General features: G+C 45.9%; 14 protein-coding genes. 7 read left to right on the top strand and 7 right to left on the bottom strand.

Annotation, left to right across the window (positions count from 1 at the left end; genetic code table 11):
• Positions 1 to 190: 190 nt before the first annotated feature.
• A complete protein-coding gene (locus B3Z75_RS11330; protein WP_294071681.1) occupies positions 191 to 1,045 on the top strand; it encodes a hypothetical protein in 855 nt (284 codons plus the stop codon).
• A gap of 26 nt (positions 1,046 to 1,071) precedes the next feature.
• Positions 1,072 to 3,777: a DUF5695 domain-containing protein gene (locus B3Z75_RS11325; RefSeq protein WP_294071677.1), complete on the top strand. Its 2,706-nt coding sequence runs from the start codon at positions 1,072 to 1,074 to the stop codon at positions 3,775 to 3,777.
• 101 nt (positions 3,778 to 3,878) lie between these two features.
• On the opposite strand, the gene B3Z75_RS11320 is transcribed toward B3Z75_RS11325, so the two are convergent.
• Positions 3,879 to 6,881, bottom strand: coding sequence for a glycoside hydrolase family 2 TIM barrel-domain containing protein (locus tag B3Z75_RS11320; RefSeq protein ID WP_294071674.1), 3,003 nt, complete (start codon positions 6,879 to 6,881; stop codon positions 3,879 to 3,881).
• A 404-nt stretch (positions 6,882 to 7,285) separates the two neighbouring features.
• On the opposite strand from B3Z75_RS11320, the gene B3Z75_RS11315 reads away from it, so the two are divergent.
• The 5 genes from B3Z75_RS11315 to B3Z75_RS11295 all read left to right on the top strand — a co-directional run bounded on the left by B3Z75_RS11315 (position 7,286) and on the right by B3Z75_RS11295 (position 15,087).
• Positions 7,286 to 8,869, top strand: a complete 1,584-nt coding sequence (locus B3Z75_RS11315) for an SUMF1/EgtB/PvdO family nonheme iron enzyme (protein ID WP_294071671.1) — start codon at positions 7,286 to 7,288, stop codon at positions 8,867 to 8,869.
• Positions 8,870 to 9,015: 146 nt separating this feature from the next.
• Entirely contained in the window at positions 9,016 to 10,395 is a 1,380-nt protein-coding gene (locus tag B3Z75_RS11310) for a Gfo/Idh/MocA family oxidoreductase (protein ID WP_294071668.1), read from the top strand.
• 7 nt (positions 10,396 to 10,402) lie between these two features.
• Positions 10,403 to 11,317, top strand: coding sequence for a TIM barrel protein (locus B3Z75_RS11305; RefSeq protein ID WP_294071665.1), 915 nt, complete (start codon positions 10,403 to 10,405; stop codon positions 11,315 to 11,317).
• 106 nt (positions 11,318 to 11,423) lie between these two features.
• Positions 11,424 to 13,940: a cytochrome c biogenesis protein CcsA gene (ccsA, locus tag B3Z75_RS11300; protein WP_294071662.1), complete on the top strand. Its 2,517-nt coding sequence runs from the start codon at positions 11,424 to 11,426 to the stop codon at positions 13,938 to 13,940.
• A 154-nt stretch (positions 13,941 to 14,094) separates the two neighbouring features.
• Positions 14,095 to 15,087, top strand: a complete 993-nt coding sequence (locus B3Z75_RS11295) for a Gfo/Idh/MocA family protein (RefSeq protein ID WP_294071687.1) — start codon at positions 14,095 to 14,097, stop codon at positions 15,085 to 15,087.
• Between the two features lie 7 nt (positions 15,088 to 15,094).
• Here B3Z75_RS11295 and B3Z75_RS11290 read toward each other — a convergent pair whose 3' ends face one another.
• The 6 genes from B3Z75_RS11290 to B3Z75_RS11265 form a co-directional block, all read right to left on the bottom strand.
• A complete protein-coding gene (locus B3Z75_RS11290) occupies positions 15,095 to 15,997 on the bottom strand; it encodes a transporter (protein WP_294071659.1) in 903 nt (300 codons plus the stop codon).
• A 1-nt stretch (position 15,998) separates the two neighbouring features.
• Positions 15,999 to 16,922 carry an alpha/beta hydrolase gene (locus B3Z75_RS11285; protein WP_294071656.1) on the bottom strand — a complete coding sequence of 308 codons (924 nt, stop codon included), beginning with the start codon at positions 16,920 to 16,922 and terminating at the stop codon, positions 15,999 to 16,001.
• Between the two features lie 3 nt (positions 16,923 to 16,925).
• The gene (gene gmk / locus B3Z75_RS11280) at positions 16,926 to 17,489 is read right to left on the bottom strand and encodes a guanylate kinase (protein ID WP_294071653.1); all 564 of its coding nucleotides are present in this window, start codon (positions 17,487 to 17,489) and stop codon (positions 16,926 to 16,928) included.
• Positions 17,490 to 17,494: 5 nt separating this feature from the next.
• Positions 17,495 to 18,367 carry a YicC/YloC family endoribonuclease gene (locus B3Z75_RS11275; protein ID WP_294071650.1) on the bottom strand — a complete coding sequence of 291 codons (873 nt, stop codon included), beginning with the start codon at positions 18,365 to 18,367 and terminating at the stop codon, positions 17,495 to 17,497.
• A 97-nt stretch (positions 18,368 to 18,464) separates the two neighbouring features.
• A complete protein-coding gene (locus B3Z75_RS11270; protein ID WP_294071647.1) occupies positions 18,465 to 19,193 on the bottom strand; it encodes a CDP-alcohol phosphatidyltransferase in 729 nt (242 codons plus the stop codon).
• Positions 19,194 to 19,399: 206 nt separating this feature from the next.
• The coding region (locus tag B3Z75_RS11265; RefSeq protein ID WP_294071684.1) for a winged helix-turn-helix domain-containing protein at positions 19,400 to 19,573 on the bottom strand (174 nt) is incomplete at its 5' end.

Here is a 19,573-nt window from a genome sequence, read left to right as displayed (position 1 = left end):
GAGGTTTATCACAAAGGTGATTTCTCCCTCTTTTTATTCGGATATCTATCTGAGAACATATCCCAAAATTCATTTCTCAGATAGATATCCGAATAAAAAGAGGGTGAAATCACATTGTGATACACCCTCATGTTGAGCGCAGAAAAGTCTAATGAAATAGAAAATAAATTGTTTTAATCACATGAAAAGAATGATCGAATTAATTTGTATAGCACTGCTTATGATAAGCTGTGGAAATCAAAGAGAAAAAAAAACAGTCGAACTGAATGATGGCTTCTCACTCGTACAGTTCGCAGATACACCGGAAATAATCGTTCCGCCTGCTCATTTGGAACTGAACCCGTTTTACAAGAAATATATGAATGTGAATGGAATTCATGTGATCAGTTCAGGGAGAGTCCCTGACTCCTGCTTTTATGCAGCTTATATAACCGTGAAAGCGTTGACCGATATGTTGCCTGCAGTTGTGCTTGAGTCTTTGACAAGCCGCGATACACGTATCGGCATTATGGCACGCTACGAAGGAACTACGGATATTCCTGAACATGCACATCTTGTGAATGACACGTCACTCAACTGGGATGTGCGTGCGCGCGGACTTGGGGGAAACCTTCATCTACCTCTGACCACTTGTGCAGAAGAGAATATTCTGGGCTATCAGATTGATAAGTATCACGCCGAAGATATTCTGATCCATGAATTTGCGCATACCATTCATAGCGTCGGTATTTCACCTGTTGATCCAGGCTTTAACAAACGTTTGCAGGCATCGTTAGACAATGCGCTCGCAAGAGGGCGGTGGGTGAATACCTACGCTGCTACGAACATCGCGGAATATTGGGCTGAGGGGGTTCAGAGCTGGTTTAATATTAATGCGGAAGTAAATGCCGACGGTGGTGATGGTAAACATAACAAGGTGAATACCAGAAAAGAATTGAAAAAATATGATCCGGGATTATTTGAAATCATCTCAGCGTATTTTCCGGAAACGGACGAGCCTATCAGTCGCCATACGACAATAAGTCTTTATCAATGCGAAATATAAAACTAAAAATAAATCAAAATGACATTATGAAACGAGCAATAATCACTGTTTTAATTTTATCGGTTTTTGCCCTATTTTTATCATATGCACAATCTCCGTGGGAAAGAATAGCTGAAAAACCGCCAACACTGTTTATGGAGCAGGGGGAATCTGAATTCACAACTCAATCATTCAGGCTTACACTGGTAGATGCTGCTCAGGTAGTCAAGCGGCTGTCGCCTCTTTCGGACACCTCCTTCGACTATACACCGGGCGACCGGATCAATCAGAGAGATCGAGACGGGCTCTATCATCTGGGAGATATTAACATCACAATAAAAAAAGAGGGAGAAAAAGGTTGGAGACGTTATTCCTCAGCTGAAAAACGAAAACCTGTTAAAAAGTTACCGGTAAACTACAACACAATTGCCGCTGCAGACCTTTCCGCCACTCTGCCTGACGGTATTCCTGTCCGTGTAACAAGGTATTGGGAGACAGAAGCGGGAAGTCTGATATTGCGTTTTCAAATTACAAATATCTCGTCGGATTCGATAGAAATAGGATCGCTGGGAATACCAATGATATTTAATAATATTCTGGAAGGTAAAAACCTGAATGAGGCGCATCGCGATAATGTGTTCTTCGATCCCTATATCGGGATGGATGCGGGTTATCTTCAGGTAAACCGTCTCCACGGAAAAGGGGGAAGTTTGTTGGTATTGCCCCATCAAAATGCGGCTTTTGAAGCCTATAATCCGTTGAATGATGATCCTACGCCGAAAGGGGTTGTCTTCGAGGGATTCCATGAATGGCTGATTCACAGCAAAGCAAATGCAGAAACGGAGTGGAAAGGGGTGGATCCCTGGAATGAACCTACGTCGACTTTACTTGCCCCCGGTAAGATGAAAAATTTCTCACTTAAATTTGTACTCGCTCCCTCTATCCGGGAGATTGAAGATAAACTAATGCAGGAGGAAAGACCTGTTGCTATGGGGTTTCCGGGATATGTACTCCCTATGAACGAGACAGGAAAGTTGTTCGTTCGATATTCTCAAAAAATTGATCAGATAGCTGTTTATCCTGAAAATGCACTGACAATCACCTATAAGGGAGAAACGCCCAATGGATGGTCGAAATATGAAATTAAGGGAAATAAATGGGGAAGAGCAAGGCTTTCCATAAAATATAAAGATAACACTTTGCAAACGATCAGTTACAAGGTAATTAAGTCTCAAGAGCAAGTTGTAGATGATTTAGGAAACTTTCTGACTACAACCCAGTGGTATGAAAATAGCAAAGATCCGTTTGGTCGTTCCCCTTCGGTAATGAATTACGACTATGAAAAGAAAGAGATCCTTACTCAGGAGCGCCGCTCCTGGTTTGTAGGACTGAGTGATGAGGCCGGTGCGGGAAGCTGGCTGGCTGCAGTAATGAAACAGTTGGTACAACCGGATAAGAATGAAGTAAAGAAGATTAAAAGATTTTTGAATGAAACGTTGTGGGGTGGCATACAACATGCTGCTGATTCTACTAAATATGGGGTGCGGAAAAGCCTTTTCTATTATGAGCCGGAGATGATGCCGGCGGGAACCTATAGTGACTCCATACGATTCAGGGGATGGGAGGCCTGGTCAATAAAAAATGCCGAAGACCTGGGCAGATCGTACAATTATCCACATGTTGCTGCTGCACATTGGGTGATGTATCATCTTGGAAGAAATCGCGGGTACGACGATATAGATTGGAAAAGTAGTCTCGAAAATGCCTATCACACAGCTATCGCGATGATAAAGTTTGCTCCCTGGTATGCACAGTTTGGACAAATGGAGGGGTCTGTTTTTCTCTATATCTTACTTGACCTGCAGCTCGAAGGATTCACAGATATGGCTTCTAATCTGGAAACGGAGATGAAAAAGAGAGCGGATCATTGGAATTCGCTGGAGTATCCTTTCGGGAGTGAAATGCCGTGGGATTCAACCGGACAGGAGGAGGTGTATATGTGGACCTCGTATTTCGGATACAAGGATAAAGCAGATGTTACGCTAAATGCCATTCTTGCCTATATGCCCACATTACCGCACTGGGGATATAACGGAAGCGCACGCAGGTACTGGGATTTCGTCTATGGAGGGAAAATGGCCAGGATTGAGCGTCAGCTGCACCATTACGGTTCAGGATTAAATTCGATTCCTGTGCTGTCTGCATATCGGGATAACCCGGATGATTTCTATCTCCTGCGCGTGGGACATGCAGGATCCATGGGGCCTTTAGCCAACATCACGCAAGATGGATTTGCCCCGGCTGCATTCCATTCCTATCCTTCAACTCTTGAAATAGACGGCTATGCAGGCGATTATGGCAGCGGCTTTTACGGATATGCGGTAAACTCTTCTACCTATGTTTATCATCATCCGGAATTTGGATGGATTGCTTTCAGTGGCAATATTATAGAAGAAGATGACTGGATCAAAACAGAAATAACCACTGCCGGAAAAAACAGGATTTTTATTGCTCCCGAATTGTTGAAAATTAAAACCGTCTCAGGACAGATAAATCAGGTGAATTATAACCCGGTAGCCAGAGAAGTTAGAATTGTATTTGAAGGCGATGCACAATTTGACATAACCGTTCCCGGGAATCATAAAATTCTGACTTCCGTAGAGAATACAAAAAATGAAAAAGGCTACTATGAGATGAAATCGAAAAAAGGGAAAGATTCAATATTCTGCTTTAAGATTGAAGAGAACAAGTAATGTGATTTCGAAAGGATTACACTTTTAAGAAGCATAAATGAGTGGCCCGAACAACAATATTAATCCGGGCCACTCATTCGTTTATGACTGTCAACCTTAGATTATTTTGCTGTCACGCTGAGGGTATAACTGTACCGGTATTCTTTCTCTGAAAATCGGTACTCATCCAGTGGCTTGGCTCCCCATGAGTTGAGACCGGCCACACCGCGCTGAAACAGATCTACACATAGTATGGTCTCGTTACGTGGTATCACGTCCGACCAATGTTGTTGTTTTTTGGTCATACCTGGATCAAGATCTTCCGGTCGGTAGTTGGTGGCACTTACCGAGAGGGGTTGCGCACCTTCTATGCGTATTCCTCTGCCATTTTCGTTGGTAAGGGTGAGCCATCGAACAGCGGTTTTGTTGCCCGTCTCCTGTGGACGGTAATAGGGATAAGCTTGTTCTTCCACAAGACCTTCCCAGATACCCATAAATGTGTCGGCATTGCGATCGATATAATTTTCCCGGGGACCACGTCCATACCAATTGAAATGATTGTATTGTTTTGGCAGAACCATCAGCATCCCAAAGCGCATCATTTCCGGTAGTTCATCGCTTTGTGCCTGATAATGAAGGTCGGTCGTAAGACTCCCGTCGTTATGGACGGTATAGAGGATATCTACAAAGGCCTCAACTCCTCTAAGCTTTGCCCGATAGGCAAACGAAATGCCAAGATCACTCTCTTCTTTGCCCCGATAGGTGTAAATAATATTATGTCCGGCAGCATCCCAGAGTCGAAGATTATAATGTTCCCGGGAGCCGAAGTCATTATCTACGGGAGCTCTCCAGAAGTTCAGCCGTGGCAGCTCTCTGAACAGATTGCGCCCGTCAGTTTTTAGACTGATAAGAGCCCGGCCATCTTTCAGTGAAAAAATGAACTCCGTATTGCCGGAAGTAATGGTTGCCATTTCGTCCTTTATCGATATCTCAAGAGAACCTTCTTGTTTTTTGGAAACAAAATAGTTGTTGTCTGCAAACGCAAATTCCTCTCTTGCTACTTCAAAACCTGGCTCGATAAACTCATTCCCCTGCTTGTCATAAGCGAACAGCTGCAGATAGTATTCCACTCCATTTTCGGCTTTTAAAGCAGGCAAATTTAGTTTGATGTCTTTGCGTGTGTTTGCTGGTGCTTCCACATTGAAATCACCTTCGTGCACAACTTCACCGTTTCTTAGCAATACCCATTTGTAGGTATGTGAGTTCTTGGTTAAATCTTTGAATTTAAAATCATTTATCACCGAAATCACTCCTTTACTCAGATCTTTTGCTTCAAAAAGAATGTTCTGGTACACTTTTTTCACGATATAGGTGTGGGGCATATAGTTCTGGTCGGGGGTGATGATCCCGTCCATGCAGAAGTTGCCGTCGTTGGGAAGATTATATCCGTTGAGGTCACCACCATAAGCCCAGTAAAATCGTCCTTGTTCGTCATGTGACGGATATCCATGATTGTACCATTCCCAAATGAATCCACCCTGCATATTTTTACTGCTACGCATCAGATCCCAGTACTCTTGAAAATTCCCCATGCTGTTGCCCATGGCATGGGCATATTCACACATGATGTATGGCCGTCCAAGATCGATTGCTGCATCCCGCTTCATGCTCTCCCAGGAAGGGTACATGGGACAAATAATATCCGAATTGCGATCTCGCTGATGTGCCTGTTCGTATTGGACGGGACGACTTGGATCGCGTTCTTTCGCCCAATCGTACATGTCGAAGAATGCCTTCCCATTGCCCGACTCGTTGCCTAACGACCAAACAATCACCGAGGGGTGATTTTTGTCTCTTTCCACGAGTCGTGTGACCCGGTCCATGTGCTGTGCGTGCCACTCGGGGAAATTGGATACATTGTCAGGACCATAACCCAGTCCGTGCGATTCAAGGTTTGTCTCATCGACAAGATAAATACCATATTGATCGCAAAGTTGATACCACAGCGGTGCCTGTGGATAGTGTGATGTGCGGACCGCATTGATGTTAAGTTCTTTCATCAGTTGCAGGTTGCGCATCATCACCTCTTTATTTACAACCTGACCCTCGTTCATATTAAACTCATGCAGATTGACACCTTTCAGGTATACCTTCTGTCCGTTCACCAATAGTTGCCCATTTTTAATCTCTACTTTTCGAAATCCAATCCTGGCAGAGGTCGATTCGATTAGATTTCCCTTCTCATCCTTTAGTGTTAGTAAAAGTGTATATAAATTAGGTGTTTCAGCTGTCCATTTTGCTGGATCGGTCACTCTGCCCGCAATTGAGAGCTCTTCTGTTTGTGCAGCACCCAGGTTTACTCCCTTCGACCGACGTAAGACAGACTTTCCATTCTTGTCCAGAATAACCAGTTCCAGCTTTCTGTGCTGATTTTGGTCGGCATAGTTTTTTAACAACACTTCAATACTGAACAAGCCATCTTTGTAGTTTTTATCGAGGTCGGGGTGGACAAAAAAGTCCTGAATGCGGGTATTACTGGTACTATACAGGTAAACATTCCGGTTTATGCCTCCCAGACGCCACATGTCCTGATCTTCCAGATAGGATCCGTCACTAAACTTATAAACCTGGCAAGCCAGCAGGTTTTCTCCCAAACGGACGTAAGGTGTGATGTCGAACTCTGCCGGACTCTTTGCATTTTTGTTGATTCCTACCTGTTTGCCGTTTACGTAGACGTACATGAAATTTGTACCTCCTTCAAAATGAAGAAAAATACGCCTGCCATCCCATTTTTGGGGAACCGTAAATGTGTGACGATAAGATCCCACCGGTGAATTGTCGCGATTGATATGGGGAGGACGAGCCGAAAATCCAAAACCGTTATTTACATACATGGGCGTCCCATACCCATTAAATTCCCAGTTCCCGGGCACAGGCATTAGATCCCAGTTGCTGTCATCATAGTTCTCATTGTAAAACTCTGAAGGAACATCTGCCACTTTGGGTACCCAATGGAATTTCCAATTTCCGTTAAGAGACTGGTAATAGGGTGAGCGTTCATATGCGTTGTCAATGGCTGATTTTTCATCGGCATATGGAATTGACGTAGCTCTTGTTTTTTCCATATTTACGGCAAATATCTCCGGATTCTCCCATTCAGGGACCCTTTTCTGACCATAAATTAACGTTGAGCTTGCCAACATTGTAAAAAATAAACAAAGAAAAGATTTCATGTACATAATTTTTTGGGAGTGACATTAAGTTTGAATTAAACAATAACTTCGATGCAAATATACGAAAATAAAAAATAAGCGGAATGAATGAGTGTATAATAAACTATTATTCTCGCAAAATGGTGCTTTTACATGAAAACCATCGCTATACGCTGCATATTTACCGATAGTACCAAGAGGAAACGTATTTCATCCATTTATCTTTTCATTTATCATAATATTTCGTACTTTTATAGGCAAAATGCCTTATAATATAGATGAAAGCTATAATTTAATATTTCATATCAGAAACAATAATGTCGAGTTTTTCAAAAAGGGACAGGAAGCCAAAAAAAAAGTCATCCGGACAAAGAGGTCTTATCCTGATCACAGGAATTATCATAGGAATTGTATTTGTTGCCACGCTGTATCAGACGTCTGTTTATTTCTCCACCAACAAATCGTGCATGATGTGTCATGTGCATCCGCATGCGGAGGAGAGTTGGAAACTGTCCACTCATGTGAACAATGGAAGCGGAGTAATGGTGAACTGCGTAGATTGTCATCTTCCACCTAGTGACAATACGTTGGAACATTATTCTGCTAAACTAGCGCTCGGAGTGCGCGATGTGTGGGGATACCTGACAAAGGATACTGCCGATATTGACTGGGATAAAAAATCGGAACTGGAAAATGCAGTGAAGTACATTCCCAACAAATCTTGTGTGAAATGCCACCAGAACCTCTTTCCCCAAGGGGTTACCGACGATGGAATTACTGCGCACCTCTATTATGAGGAGAATGCCGAAAATCTTGATCTGCAATGTATCAGCTGCCACCTCGATGTAGGGCATTATAATCCCAATTATGCCCACGGACAAATGGTGGGTATTCCGGGGATGTCCGGCTCCTATGCGGTGGATACCAGCCTTTACTTTAAGGAAGCTACTCCGGTTAATACATTTACCGACTACCGCGAACAAATTCCCGGAACGGCAGTATCTTTTCTGATGAGGGCGATTGAGGGGGGGACCTTCACAATGGGAAGCCCGGAGAAAGAACCTTTCCGGAAGCCGGACGAATCGCCCCGGCACGAAGTTTTCGTGAGCCCTTTCTTTATGGCCGAAGTGGAAACAACCTGGGACCAGTACTGGGCATTTTATTCGGAAACAATGAGTGAAGGTCGAACTCCTCCAGAAACGGTTTACGAGAACAATCTGGCTGCCATGGGAGTGGATGCTATCTCAGGTCCTACTCCTCCATTTGGCTATCCCGATCAGGGATGGGGGCAGGGCGACAGGCCGGCCATCACGATGACCCATTATGCAGCGGAGATATATTGTCAGTGGCTATCGGCGAAAACAGGGAAGAAATACCGTCTGCCAACGGAGGCGGAGTGGGAATATGCTGCCCGGGGAGGTACACAGACAGCCTACTTTTTTGCAGGAAGTCCCAGGGAATTCTCCGAGCATGGTTTTATGAGAAATATATTCAAACCAAAAACTGACAGCATCAGTGCGTATGTGGTGTACAACAAGAACAGCGACGGTCGCACGCAACCGCCCTCGGTCGTTTTGCCAAATCCATTTGGGTTAAAGAACATGTTGGGCAATGTGATGGAGTATACGGCCGACAAGTATGATCCGGAGGCATATGTCAAACGTTCCGGCATTACCCGTGATCCTTTGGTTACGCAAGGCGAAGAGTGGGTGGTCCGCGGAGGAAATTATAATTTTGATGCTGCCGATGTGCGGAGTGCAAGCCGTGCCCATACTCAGCATGATGCATGGTTAAAGACCGATCCGCAACAACCAAAGAGCATCTGGTGGTATTCTGATATAAAAGGTGTCGGATTCCGGGTAGTTTGCGAGCCGGATACATCGATTATCGCCGATAAATAAAAAGACACAGGATGCAAGAGACTGAAGTTAGAAAGTAGACGCACGCAACTGAACATAGACAACTGAACATAGACAACTGAAAATGAAAAGCAAAGAGTTGCCAACCAAATAATAATCTAAAACAATAATCTAAACAATCAATTGAGATGAAGAAAGAAAACAACGTAACCCGAAGATCATTCCTGAAGACTTCCGCCGTAGCAGGGGCAGTCGGAGTTATCGGAACAGGTTCTGCAGGACTGTTGACCTCCTGTAGCGGATCAGAAAAAGGAAAAGGTGCCAACGTCCCTCTGAAAGAGGCGGGTAGCTATTATATCCCCGAACTTTCTGATCTGGCAGCCGACGGCAAAGAAATCAAAGCAGGTGTGGTAGGTTGTGGCGGTCGTGGATCGGGTGCCGCCATGAACTTCCTGAACGCGGCCAACGGCGTGACCATTGTGGCGTTGGGCGACGTATTTCAGGACAGAGTGGACGGGCTTGCTGGAAAACTGAAATCGGAAAAAAATATCGATATTCCTGCCGATAAACGTTTTGTGGGCTTGGATGCCTACAAACAGGTAATAGACAGCGGTATCGATGTGCTCATCGATGCTACGCCTCCCTTTTTCCGCCCCGAACATTTCAAGTATGCCGTGGAAAAGAATACACACTGCTTTCTGGAAAAACCTATCTGCGTGGATGCGGCAGGATACCGTACCATCGTGGCTGCCGCCAAACAGGCGCAAGCCAAAAATCTGAGTGTTGTCACAGGAACACAGCGTCACCATCAACGTAGTTACGTGGAGTCTTTCAAACAGATCATGAACGGTGCCATTGGCGAAATCACAGGTGGCGTGGTATACTGGAATCAGAGCATGTTGTGGTATCGTGACCGCCAGCCGCAGTGGAACGACTTTGAATATATGGTGCGCGACTGGGTGAACTGGAAATGGCTCTCGGGCGATCACATCGTGGAACAGCATGTGCATAACATTGACGTGTTTACCTGGTTTACCGGCTTGCGCCCTGTGAGTGCCGTCGGGTTTGGTTCCCGGCAGCGTCGCGTAACCGGCGACCAGTACGATAACTTCAGCATTGATTTCACCATGGAGAATGGTATTCACTTGCACAGTATGTGTCGTCAGATCGACGGATGTTCGAACAACGTGAGCGAGTTTATACAGGGAACGAAAGGATCATGGTCGAGCAACGGCGGACATGTTATTAAAGATCTTGCCGGCAACGTGATCTGGCAATATGATGGCGAGGCGGAGAAAGCCAGCTATCAGCAAACCGATCCCTACACGCTGGAACATGTGAACCTGATCAACTGTATCCGAAGCAACAAACCCATTGAGCAGGCTTCCGAAACGGCCGTGTCTAACCTGGCTGCAATCATGGGACGCGAATCGGCCTACACCGGCCAACAGACGACCTGGGATGCAATAACCGCATCGCCATTGGATTATACGCCGGTCGACCTGAATGTCGGTAAGATGGATATGTCCGGATTTACGGTGCCTGTACCCGGAAGTGCCAAAAAATAACAACGTCATGACAATCGACAGGAGAAAATTTATTAAAACGACCATTGCCGGTACTGCTGCCTTAGCAATTGGAGGATGTAATTCTGTTGCTTCCGCTGGTTCGAAAAACGACAAAACTTCCGGCAGTGCAAAATTGAATATCTCTTTTCAGGAAGGTACCGCTCCTGGTACCACCCTGAAGGAGAAGTTCGATTTTATGGAAGCACACGGAGTGGTTGGCTTTGAGCCACATGGTAAACATCTGATTAGCAGGAAGCAGGAGTTCAAAGATGCCCTCAGAGGGCGAAACATCAAAGTGAGCGCCATTTGTGCGGGTTTTGACGGATTTATTCTTTCCACTGATCCTGAAATTCGCAAAAAATGCCGTGACACGATGGCCGAATTGATCATCGCCGCAGGAGAATTCGGTTCCACCGGGGTAATCATCGTACCTGCCTTCAACAACCAGGTGCCCGCGATGCCGCACACGCAGCAGACACGTGATTTCCTCTGTGAACAGTTCGACGAGATGGGCACTTTTGCTCAGCAACATGCTACCACAGTCATTCTGGAACCGCTAAACCGGAAAGAAGCATTCTACCTCCGCCAGGTAGGTGATGCGGCATCCATCTGCCGTGATATAAACAATGCAGGTGTGAAATGTATGGGTGATTTCTGGCATATGACCTGGGAAGAGAACTCCGATATGGGTGCGTTTATATCTGCAGGAGATCACCTTCAACATGTGCATGTGGCCAGTCGCAAGCGTCGCAGTATGCCTGGCGAAGATGGTGAAGCCGATAATTACATGAACGGCTTCAAGGGACTCAAGATGCTGGAATACGACAAGTATGTCAGCTTTGAATGTGGCTGTCAGGGTGAACGTGAAGTAGTGGTGCCAGCAGCACTTGAGTTACTTCGCAGGCAATGGGTAGAAGCCTGATTGTTTTAGAATCCTGCATAATAAAACATTGTAGAATGGGCGGAGGATGGATTTCTTTCGCTCATTTTGTAATTCATTAAGTCAAACCGAAACGCATAACCGCCGGATGGATAAACTGATACATTTCCTATCCTCCTATAAAACCAGTATTGTGCTGATGCTAATCTACGCAACCGGCCTGGCAACAGCAACATTTGTGGAGAAGAAGATGAGCACGGAGGCAGCTAAAATGCTGATTTATTACTCTCCACTATTTATTTTGCTGCAGTTCCTGCTGGTAATCAATTTTCTCCTGATACTGGTCAGGTACAACTATATCAAACGAAAAAAATGGGTAATGATTGTCCTCCATGTCGCTCTGATTGTCATTCTTGGAGGAGCATTGACTACTTTCCTGTTTGGAAAGGAGGGGCAGGTACATATCCGTGAAGGGGAGAAGATAGACCAAATGGTGATGCACACCTCGCGAGGGATCAAAACAGAAACATTGCCTTTCGTTCTGGAACTTACCGATTTCAGGTTAAACCGGTATCCCGGATCGCAGAGCCCATCCTCTTACGAGAGTGACCTGCTTGTACACATAAACGGGAAAGTAGTTGAGGAAAAGGTGTATATGAACAATGTCCTGGACGTGGAAGGGTATCGTTTCTTTCAGGCATCTTACGATCAGGATGAGGCGGGAACCATTCTTTCGGTGAACAGAGATGTGGCTGGGCGAACGATCACCTATGCCGGTTATTCTTTGTTGTTGGCCGGCTTCCTGCTCATGTTTTTTATGCCTGATTCCCGCTTCAGAAAACTGGCAAGACAGCTCAGTGAGGCAAGAGAGAATGTTCAGAAAATGGTTGTCGCGGCTGTGTTGTTGAGTACACCGTTTTTGACCTTTGGAGAGACCGTCTCCAATAGGTCAATAAAGGCAGTAGATTCATTGATGCCCAATCTCGTTGAGCAGTTGAACGCTTTGACAATGTCCGGCAAATCCGTCTCGAAAGGAATACAGCAGATCGCGATACCCGCAGATCACGCTGCCCGGTTTGGCATGCTGCCCGTGCAGTTTCGCGGTCGGGTAATGCCCATGAACACTTTTTCTTCCGAAATATTGCGAAAGATCTATCAGGAGAAGACAATTGGCTCCCTCACATCCGATCAATTTCTACTTAGCCTGCTCTCTCTCCCTCAAATCTGGATGCAGGTTCCTTTCATTGCTCTTCCGAATGATCAGATAAGTCTGCAGTATAATCTTCCAAAAGGTTATGCTTCCTATTCTCATTTTTTTGATCCGCACGGAAACTATCGTTTGCTGCCTTCTTTGCAGCAGATTTACCATCAGCCTGTGGGCAGACGAACCACGGTCGAAAAGGATCTTATCAAACTAGACGAGCGGGTAAATATCGTCTATCAACTGTTCAATCTCGGCATGCCGGGTATCTTCCCGAACGCAAACGATCCGTCCCACAAATGGTACGCTCCGGTGGATGATCTCTCTCTGTTCCCGGTGAAGGATTCGCTTTTTATTTCCGGTATTTTCGACCGCTATCTTTCGGAAGTGCAATCGGCGTTCCAGAGGGGCAACTGGAGCAAGCCTGATATGTTGCTGGATGAGATCGGCCAATATCAACGGGAAAACGACAAAGCATCCCTGATTCATTCCGGGAAGTTGGAAGCCGAACTTCGTTATAATCAAATGAATATTTTCGGTCGTTGCAAAACGGGTTATTTTATTTTCGGTGTAATCCTTTTAGGGCTGGCTTTTATGCAGCTGCTTCGGAGGCAAAAGTGGATTCGCAATGGGGTGGGGATATTTGTTGTTTTTATTGTAGCCCTGTTTCTTTACCATACAACAGGTATGGTAATGCGCTGGTATATTTCAGGTTATGCGCCATGGAGCAACTCGTACGAAACCATGGTCTATGTGGCATGGGCCACGTTGCTGGCTGGACTTATCTTTGGCAGGAAAAGTTCCCTTACACTGGCTCTGGCTTCGCTTTTTGGGGGAGTGATCCTTTTTGTTTCCGGCCTCAATTGGATGGATCCGCAGATCAATACACTGGTGCCTGTACTAAAATCGCCCTGGCTTATGTTTCACGTGGCGGTGATTGTGGCGGCCTATGGTTTTTTTGGCATAAGCTTTTTGCTGGGAATAACCAATCTGTTTATCATGATTGTGTCCAAAAAGAATGCGCCGGTATCTTTCCGTATCAGGGAGTTGAGTATCATCAACAGTCTGTCGCTTTTGATTGGGCTTGCGCTGATGACGGTTGGAACATTCCTTGGTGCCGTCTGGGCCAACGAATCGTGGGGTAGATATTGGGGTTGGGATCCCAAGGAGACATGGGCACTGATTACGATAGTTGTGTATTCCATTGTCACCCATCTGCATCTTGTGAAAAAATGGTATAACGATTGGAGCTTTAATCTGTTGTCGGTATTTGCCTTCACTTCCGTCTTGATGACCTTTCTCGGAGTAAATTACTTCCTGAGCGGAATGCATTCTTATGGTCAAACCGAAAATGTCTCTTCCGTTTTTTTGTATATTGCTGTCGCATTTGCGGCAATCGGCATACTGGGAGTTGCTGCTTACAGGAGATGGAGTCAGACTTCGGGATACGACAATACGCTTTAAGAACAGGTTCCCATAATTTGAACAATCTCCGAAACTCTGAATTTCCGAAATATCGAAGCCCCACCGTACGAACCTCGAAACATAGAAACGTTGGAACATGAAAAAATCAAAAATTTACTAACTTCGTAACTTGCAAACTTCACAACGTCTAAAAATCAAATTAAAAATGATACACTGGGGATTTATCGGTTGTGGTTCTGTCACCGAAAGGAAAAGCGGACCGGCCTTCAGCATAGCGGAGGGCTCCGATGTGGTTGCTGTCATGCGGCGTGACGTGGATAAGGCAAAAGATTATGCCGGACGGCATGGTATCGGAAAATGGTACGACAATGCAGGGGATCTGATTCGCGACCCGCTGGTGAATGCGGTCTATGTGGCAACACCTCCCGGCTCCCATGCAGAATATGCCATTGCCGCAATGAGGGCCGGCAAGCCGGTATACATCGAAAAGCCCATGGCTGCATCTTACAAGGAGTGTCTTGAGATAATCCGCGTGTCCGAAGAAACGGGGATTGCATGCTTTGTGGCCTACTACCGTCGTACCTTGCCCTATTTCCGGAGGGTGAAGGAGTTGATAGACGATGGCATGTTGGGTAAAATATCTACCGTCCAAATAAGGTTTGCCATCCCTCCCTATGTGGCAGATTATGACAGGGACAACCTGCCCTGGCGGGTAAAAAAAGAGATTGCCGGGGCCGGATACTTTTACGATCTGGCTTCGCATCAGCTCGATCTACTTGATTATTTATTTGGCCCGGTTGTCGCTGTGCAGGGTTTTGTACAAAATACCGCACGCCTGTACGAGGTGGAAGATACAGTTACTGCCGCGTTTCAGTTTCAGTCGGGAGTACTGGGTAGCGGAAGTTGGAGCTTTATCGCCCCTGAGGGTAGTCGTACCGACCGGATCGACTTTGTGGGCACAAAAGGAAAGCTTTCCTGTTCCACGTTCGATTTCTCACCCATTGTGTTTGAAACTGAAACAGGAATGCAGGAGTTCGCGGAAGAGAATCCCGACAATATCCAGCTTTACCTGATTCAAAGCATCGTGGATTACTTAAACGGTAAAGGAGATTTGCCCGTCAGCACAGCCAGATCGGCTATCCGGACCAATTGGGTGATGGATAAGATTCTGGGATATAATTTATAAGCGGTATTTATTTTTGATCTTTTCGCTTTGCATGTCTCCATATCTGCCACGAATTCACCAGATTCTGCCACAATACATATGTACCCGGTCCGAGGGTGGCGAGGGGATTTAGGTAGGTCTGTGTAAGCCAGATAGCGAGAACTGTGTTTTTTTGCCCCAATCCTTGTCCTCCGGCAACGGTTCTTCCAAATCTGGCTCCGATCCTGCGCCCAAAAAGGAATTGAAACAGGCAAATTGCCAGCGATGCAGCTGCAATGAGTAGCTCTAATGTATAGTCTCCATCGTCTTGCAAACGTACATACTGGGTCACGTTGCCAATAACTACGGTAAGTGCAGCAGCCCACAAGTAGAATGAGATGATTTGGGCCGATTGTATCTTTCTGTGTACTGCAGGGGCTGTCTTCAGTAGAATGAACGAAAGCAGGAACGGCACAATGAGAATGGGCATCACCTGCACCAGAATATGCCAGAATGATGAGGCTAAAGATATCTGCTCACCGCTTTCCCCTATCAGCGAAAGAAACACTGGTGCGATGAATGCTACGGAAAGATTGCTGATAATGGAGAAGGCAGCCGTAACAGAGATGCTTCCACCGAGAATACCGGCCACAACCGGTGCCGAGGTAGCCGTAGCGGTCAATACGCAGATCATTGACGCCTGGGCCAGGACTTCATTGAACTGTCGCAGGATAAGGTACACCAAAGCACTTCCTATATATTGTATGGCAAGCAAGATGTAATGGAACTTTGTCAGCTTTATGTCGCTCCAGCTCACCCGGCAATAGGTGATGAATAGCATGAGCGAGAGAAGGTACGGGATGACCGGCGAGAAGACGGCAAGTTGCTTGTGAAAGGTGATCCCCAGGATCATTGCGACGGGGAGCAGGTATTTCTCTAAATACTTTTGCATGTTAGTTGTAATAATTCCCCGGAGTTGTGGATGTGTCGGATTTACGCTGCAAATCTTTGAAGCGAATGTCCCGCATCCACTGTTTGCGGTCGAACACGAAATCAGTAATAAATTGTTCTATCTCGGGCAGAAACTCCCTCATGGGATAGTCCGACACTTCGTGTCCGACATCTTCCATGATATAGAAAGTATAAGGATAGCGTTCTTCCCTGAACCTTTTTGCAAGTGACCTGGAGCCGAACATACCCACGTTGAACAGCCGGGTACTGTTGAAGGGCACAAGCTTGTCGGCGCTGCCATGGAAGAACAGGGTGGGAGCAGGGCGTTGCGTGTAGGAGGGTGCCCCTTCTGTGCTGAAGATGCCTCCGGCAAAGGAGATTACACCGGCGTATCGAAAATCTTCCGGAAGCACATCGGCCGCGGGATAATTATCGCGCTCCATATAGTCTGCCTGCAATACGGTGATGGCGCCCGCACTCGATCCGCTGAGAATAAAGAGGGAGGGGTCTATGTCCAGTTCTCCGGCATTTTTCAGCAGGTAGTTGGTAGCCGTATACAAATCGGAAACCGCCATTTCAATAGATCGTTGCAGAGGTTTGTAATTCATTATGCCCGGTGCATCTTTTCCCTTCATGCCCAGCCGGTAATCAACGGAGACCACGGTAAACCCTTTGTTGGCAAAATAGTGAAAATAGGGGAGGTAAGACCCGGAATCGCGTTTTCCCTCTTTGAATCCGCCACCAAATACAAATATTAGACACGGTTGGGGTAAAATGGTGGCTGAATCGGTTTTGTATATGTCGAGCTTCAACGCTACTCCTTCAATTTCTGTAAATATACGGGTCTCTTTCTGTAATGTGTGTGCCGGGAGTGTGAGAGACAATAGCAGCACCGGAAATATTACAAGAACCGTTTTTCGTAACATAGCCTACTGTTTAATAAAATCGGATACCAGTTTCAGCACTTCCTCTTTTGCACGGTCGTAATCATCGTTGCAGACCACAACGTCGAACCGGGGGGCAAAGCTCATTTCATATTCTGCTTTTGCAAGCCGGTTCTCAATCACTTGCGGTGTGTCGGTACCCCTTTTTTCGAGCCGCTCGCGCAATACTTCCACCGAGGGAGGCATCACGAAGATGCTCAGCGCCTGCTCGCCGTAAATATTTTTGATGTTTAATCCACCGATGCAATCCACATCGAAGACTACATTTTTTCCCTCTCCGAGTATGCGGTCTACTTCACTTTTCAGCGTGCCATAAAACTTGTCGGTGTAGACTTCCTCATATTCAAGAAATTCATTGTTGGCAATGCGTTCGCGAAATTCACCGGGTTTGAGAAAATAATATTCCACCCCGTTCTTCTCTTCGCCACGGGGCAGCCGACTCGTAGCCGAAATTGAAAACCGGAGATTCAATCCCTGTTCCAGCAAATACCTGACGAGCGTGGACTTTCCCGCACCGGAAGGAGCTGAAAATATAATCAGTTTAGCCATTGTCGCTACAATATATTTAAAATTTGCTCTTTTATCTGTTCCAGCTCATCCTTCATTTGCACAACAATGCGTTGCATACCAGATTGATTTGATTTTGAGCCGAGTGTGTTGATTTCGCGCCCTATCTCCTGGGCTATAAAACCTAGCTTTTTCCCCTGTGATCGGGTGTCTCCGAGTGTTTCGGTAAAGTAATCCAGATGATGCGAGAGCCGGGTCTTCTCCTCGTTTACGTCCAGCTTCTCAATATAATAAATCATCTCCTGCTCGAAACGATTCTTATCATATTCAACACCTTCCAGATTATTTAACCCTTCGTAGATCCGGCTTTTGATTTTTTCCATGCGCTCGGCTTCAAAAGGCTCCACCTCTGTCAGTAAAGAGCGAATTTGTTGAGTTTTCTCCGTCAGCACCTTTGTCAGCATCTCTCCCTCCTGCGTGCGGAAGGCAATCACTTCGTCCACCGCTTGGTCAATCGCTTTTTCAATGGTTCCCCATTCCTCTTCGTTCAACTCTTCTGTATCCTGTTTCATCACATCCGGAAGGCGCAACAATAATGAAAGCCATTCCTGAGGCTGAGGAATACTCATTTCGGCAGCCAGTTCCGTAAGTTCCCGGTAATACTGACCCACTACATGATGATCAATCTTTGAAGAAACATCTTTGGAAATCACTTCCACGTTCAAAGAGAGGTCCACTTTACCGCGCTCCAGTCGGTGTGCCAGAGTATTTCGCAACGCAATCTCCTTCTCGCGATAGATTGCGGGGAGGCGGGTGAACAAGTCAAATTGCTTGCTATTCAGAGATTTAACCTCAATTGTGATTTTTTTATTGGGGAGTTCGGCTACCGCTTTTCCGTATCCCGTCATTGATAGTGCCATCTTTTTTGTTTTGCACAAAGGTAGTTTTTTTGGCTGAAGTTTCCATATTTTAGCGGTGAAACTTCAGCCGGGGGGGAATCTGCGTGAATTGTGGCGATCAGGCATTTTCCTTATGCAGTGCCTCACGCTCTGTCTCCTTCAACAGTCGTGCAGCCTTATCCTGTACGTCGGCCATAAAGAGCAGGCGTCGACTTTCAACCAGGTTGGAAATCAGCAGGAAGATACACGCTGCCGTGGCCAGATACTGAATGGATCCTGGAACAATTACCTCGAGAGTGATAATGGTGCCCAGGAGCAGCCGCACTTCGGTCGGTCCGAAAATACCCGAGTCGATGGAGTACTGTCCCCCTATCTTATACCGTAATTGGGCAGTAATCATTTCCCATCCGTAAAGCACTACGAACATGAATCCTGCATATTTCCAAATACCCGGAGCATAAATGGTAAATCCCAGTCCGATGAGGATGGTACCTATCCAGTCCACCGTGACATCGAGGGAGAAGCCGTACCATTTACGAGGTTTATTCCGGTAATAAGCCAGGCGCCCATCAAGCGAGTCTCCTATCCAGTTGATGATGAACCCGGGCAGTGACATCAGAAGCCAGTATCGGCTCAGATAAGCCCCCAGCACAAAGCTGGATGCCACCATCAGGTTGCCAAAAAAGCCGATGGCTGTAAGTCCGTCGGAACTTATCCACGCCGGTACTTTCTGTACCAGATAAGCAATGGTTTTCTGTTCCCACTCGCGAAGGATGTTGGTTCTCTGCCGATCAGTGGCGATGAGCCTGAGCGATTTCGCCATGTTTCTTTTGTTATTTCTTTTCATCACCGGGTTCTTTTTCGTTATACGTCTTACATGGCAAAAGTAAGGATTAAATTTTCATGTTACAAATTTGTTACAATAAAAAACAGCTGTTAAAAAATATTCATCGAAGAAACAGATCCATATAGCCATCATAATGTTGAACATATTTCAAAAAAGAAGCCGCCCGGAAAGAGGCGGCTTTTCATAAGGATTTGAGATTACTTATCTCATTTTTCGGCATTCTCATCTTCGGTGGGTACAATCAGTTTGTACCCCTTTCCGTGGATGTTGATGATCTCAATGTTGGGCTCCGGTTTTAATAGCTTGCGTAGTTTAGTGATATAGACATCCATGCTGCGTGCATTGAAGTAAGTGTCTTCTTCCCATATCTGCTTCAGTGC

This window comes from Proteiniphilum sp. UBA1028 (assembly GCF_002316955.1).
Lineage (GTDB): Bacteria > Bacteroidota > Bacteroidia > Bacteroidales > Dysgonomonadaceae > Proteiniphilum.
The sequence above is the reverse complement of the archived record's forward strand: the minus strand, read 5'-3'. Positions and strand labels throughout refer to the sequence as shown.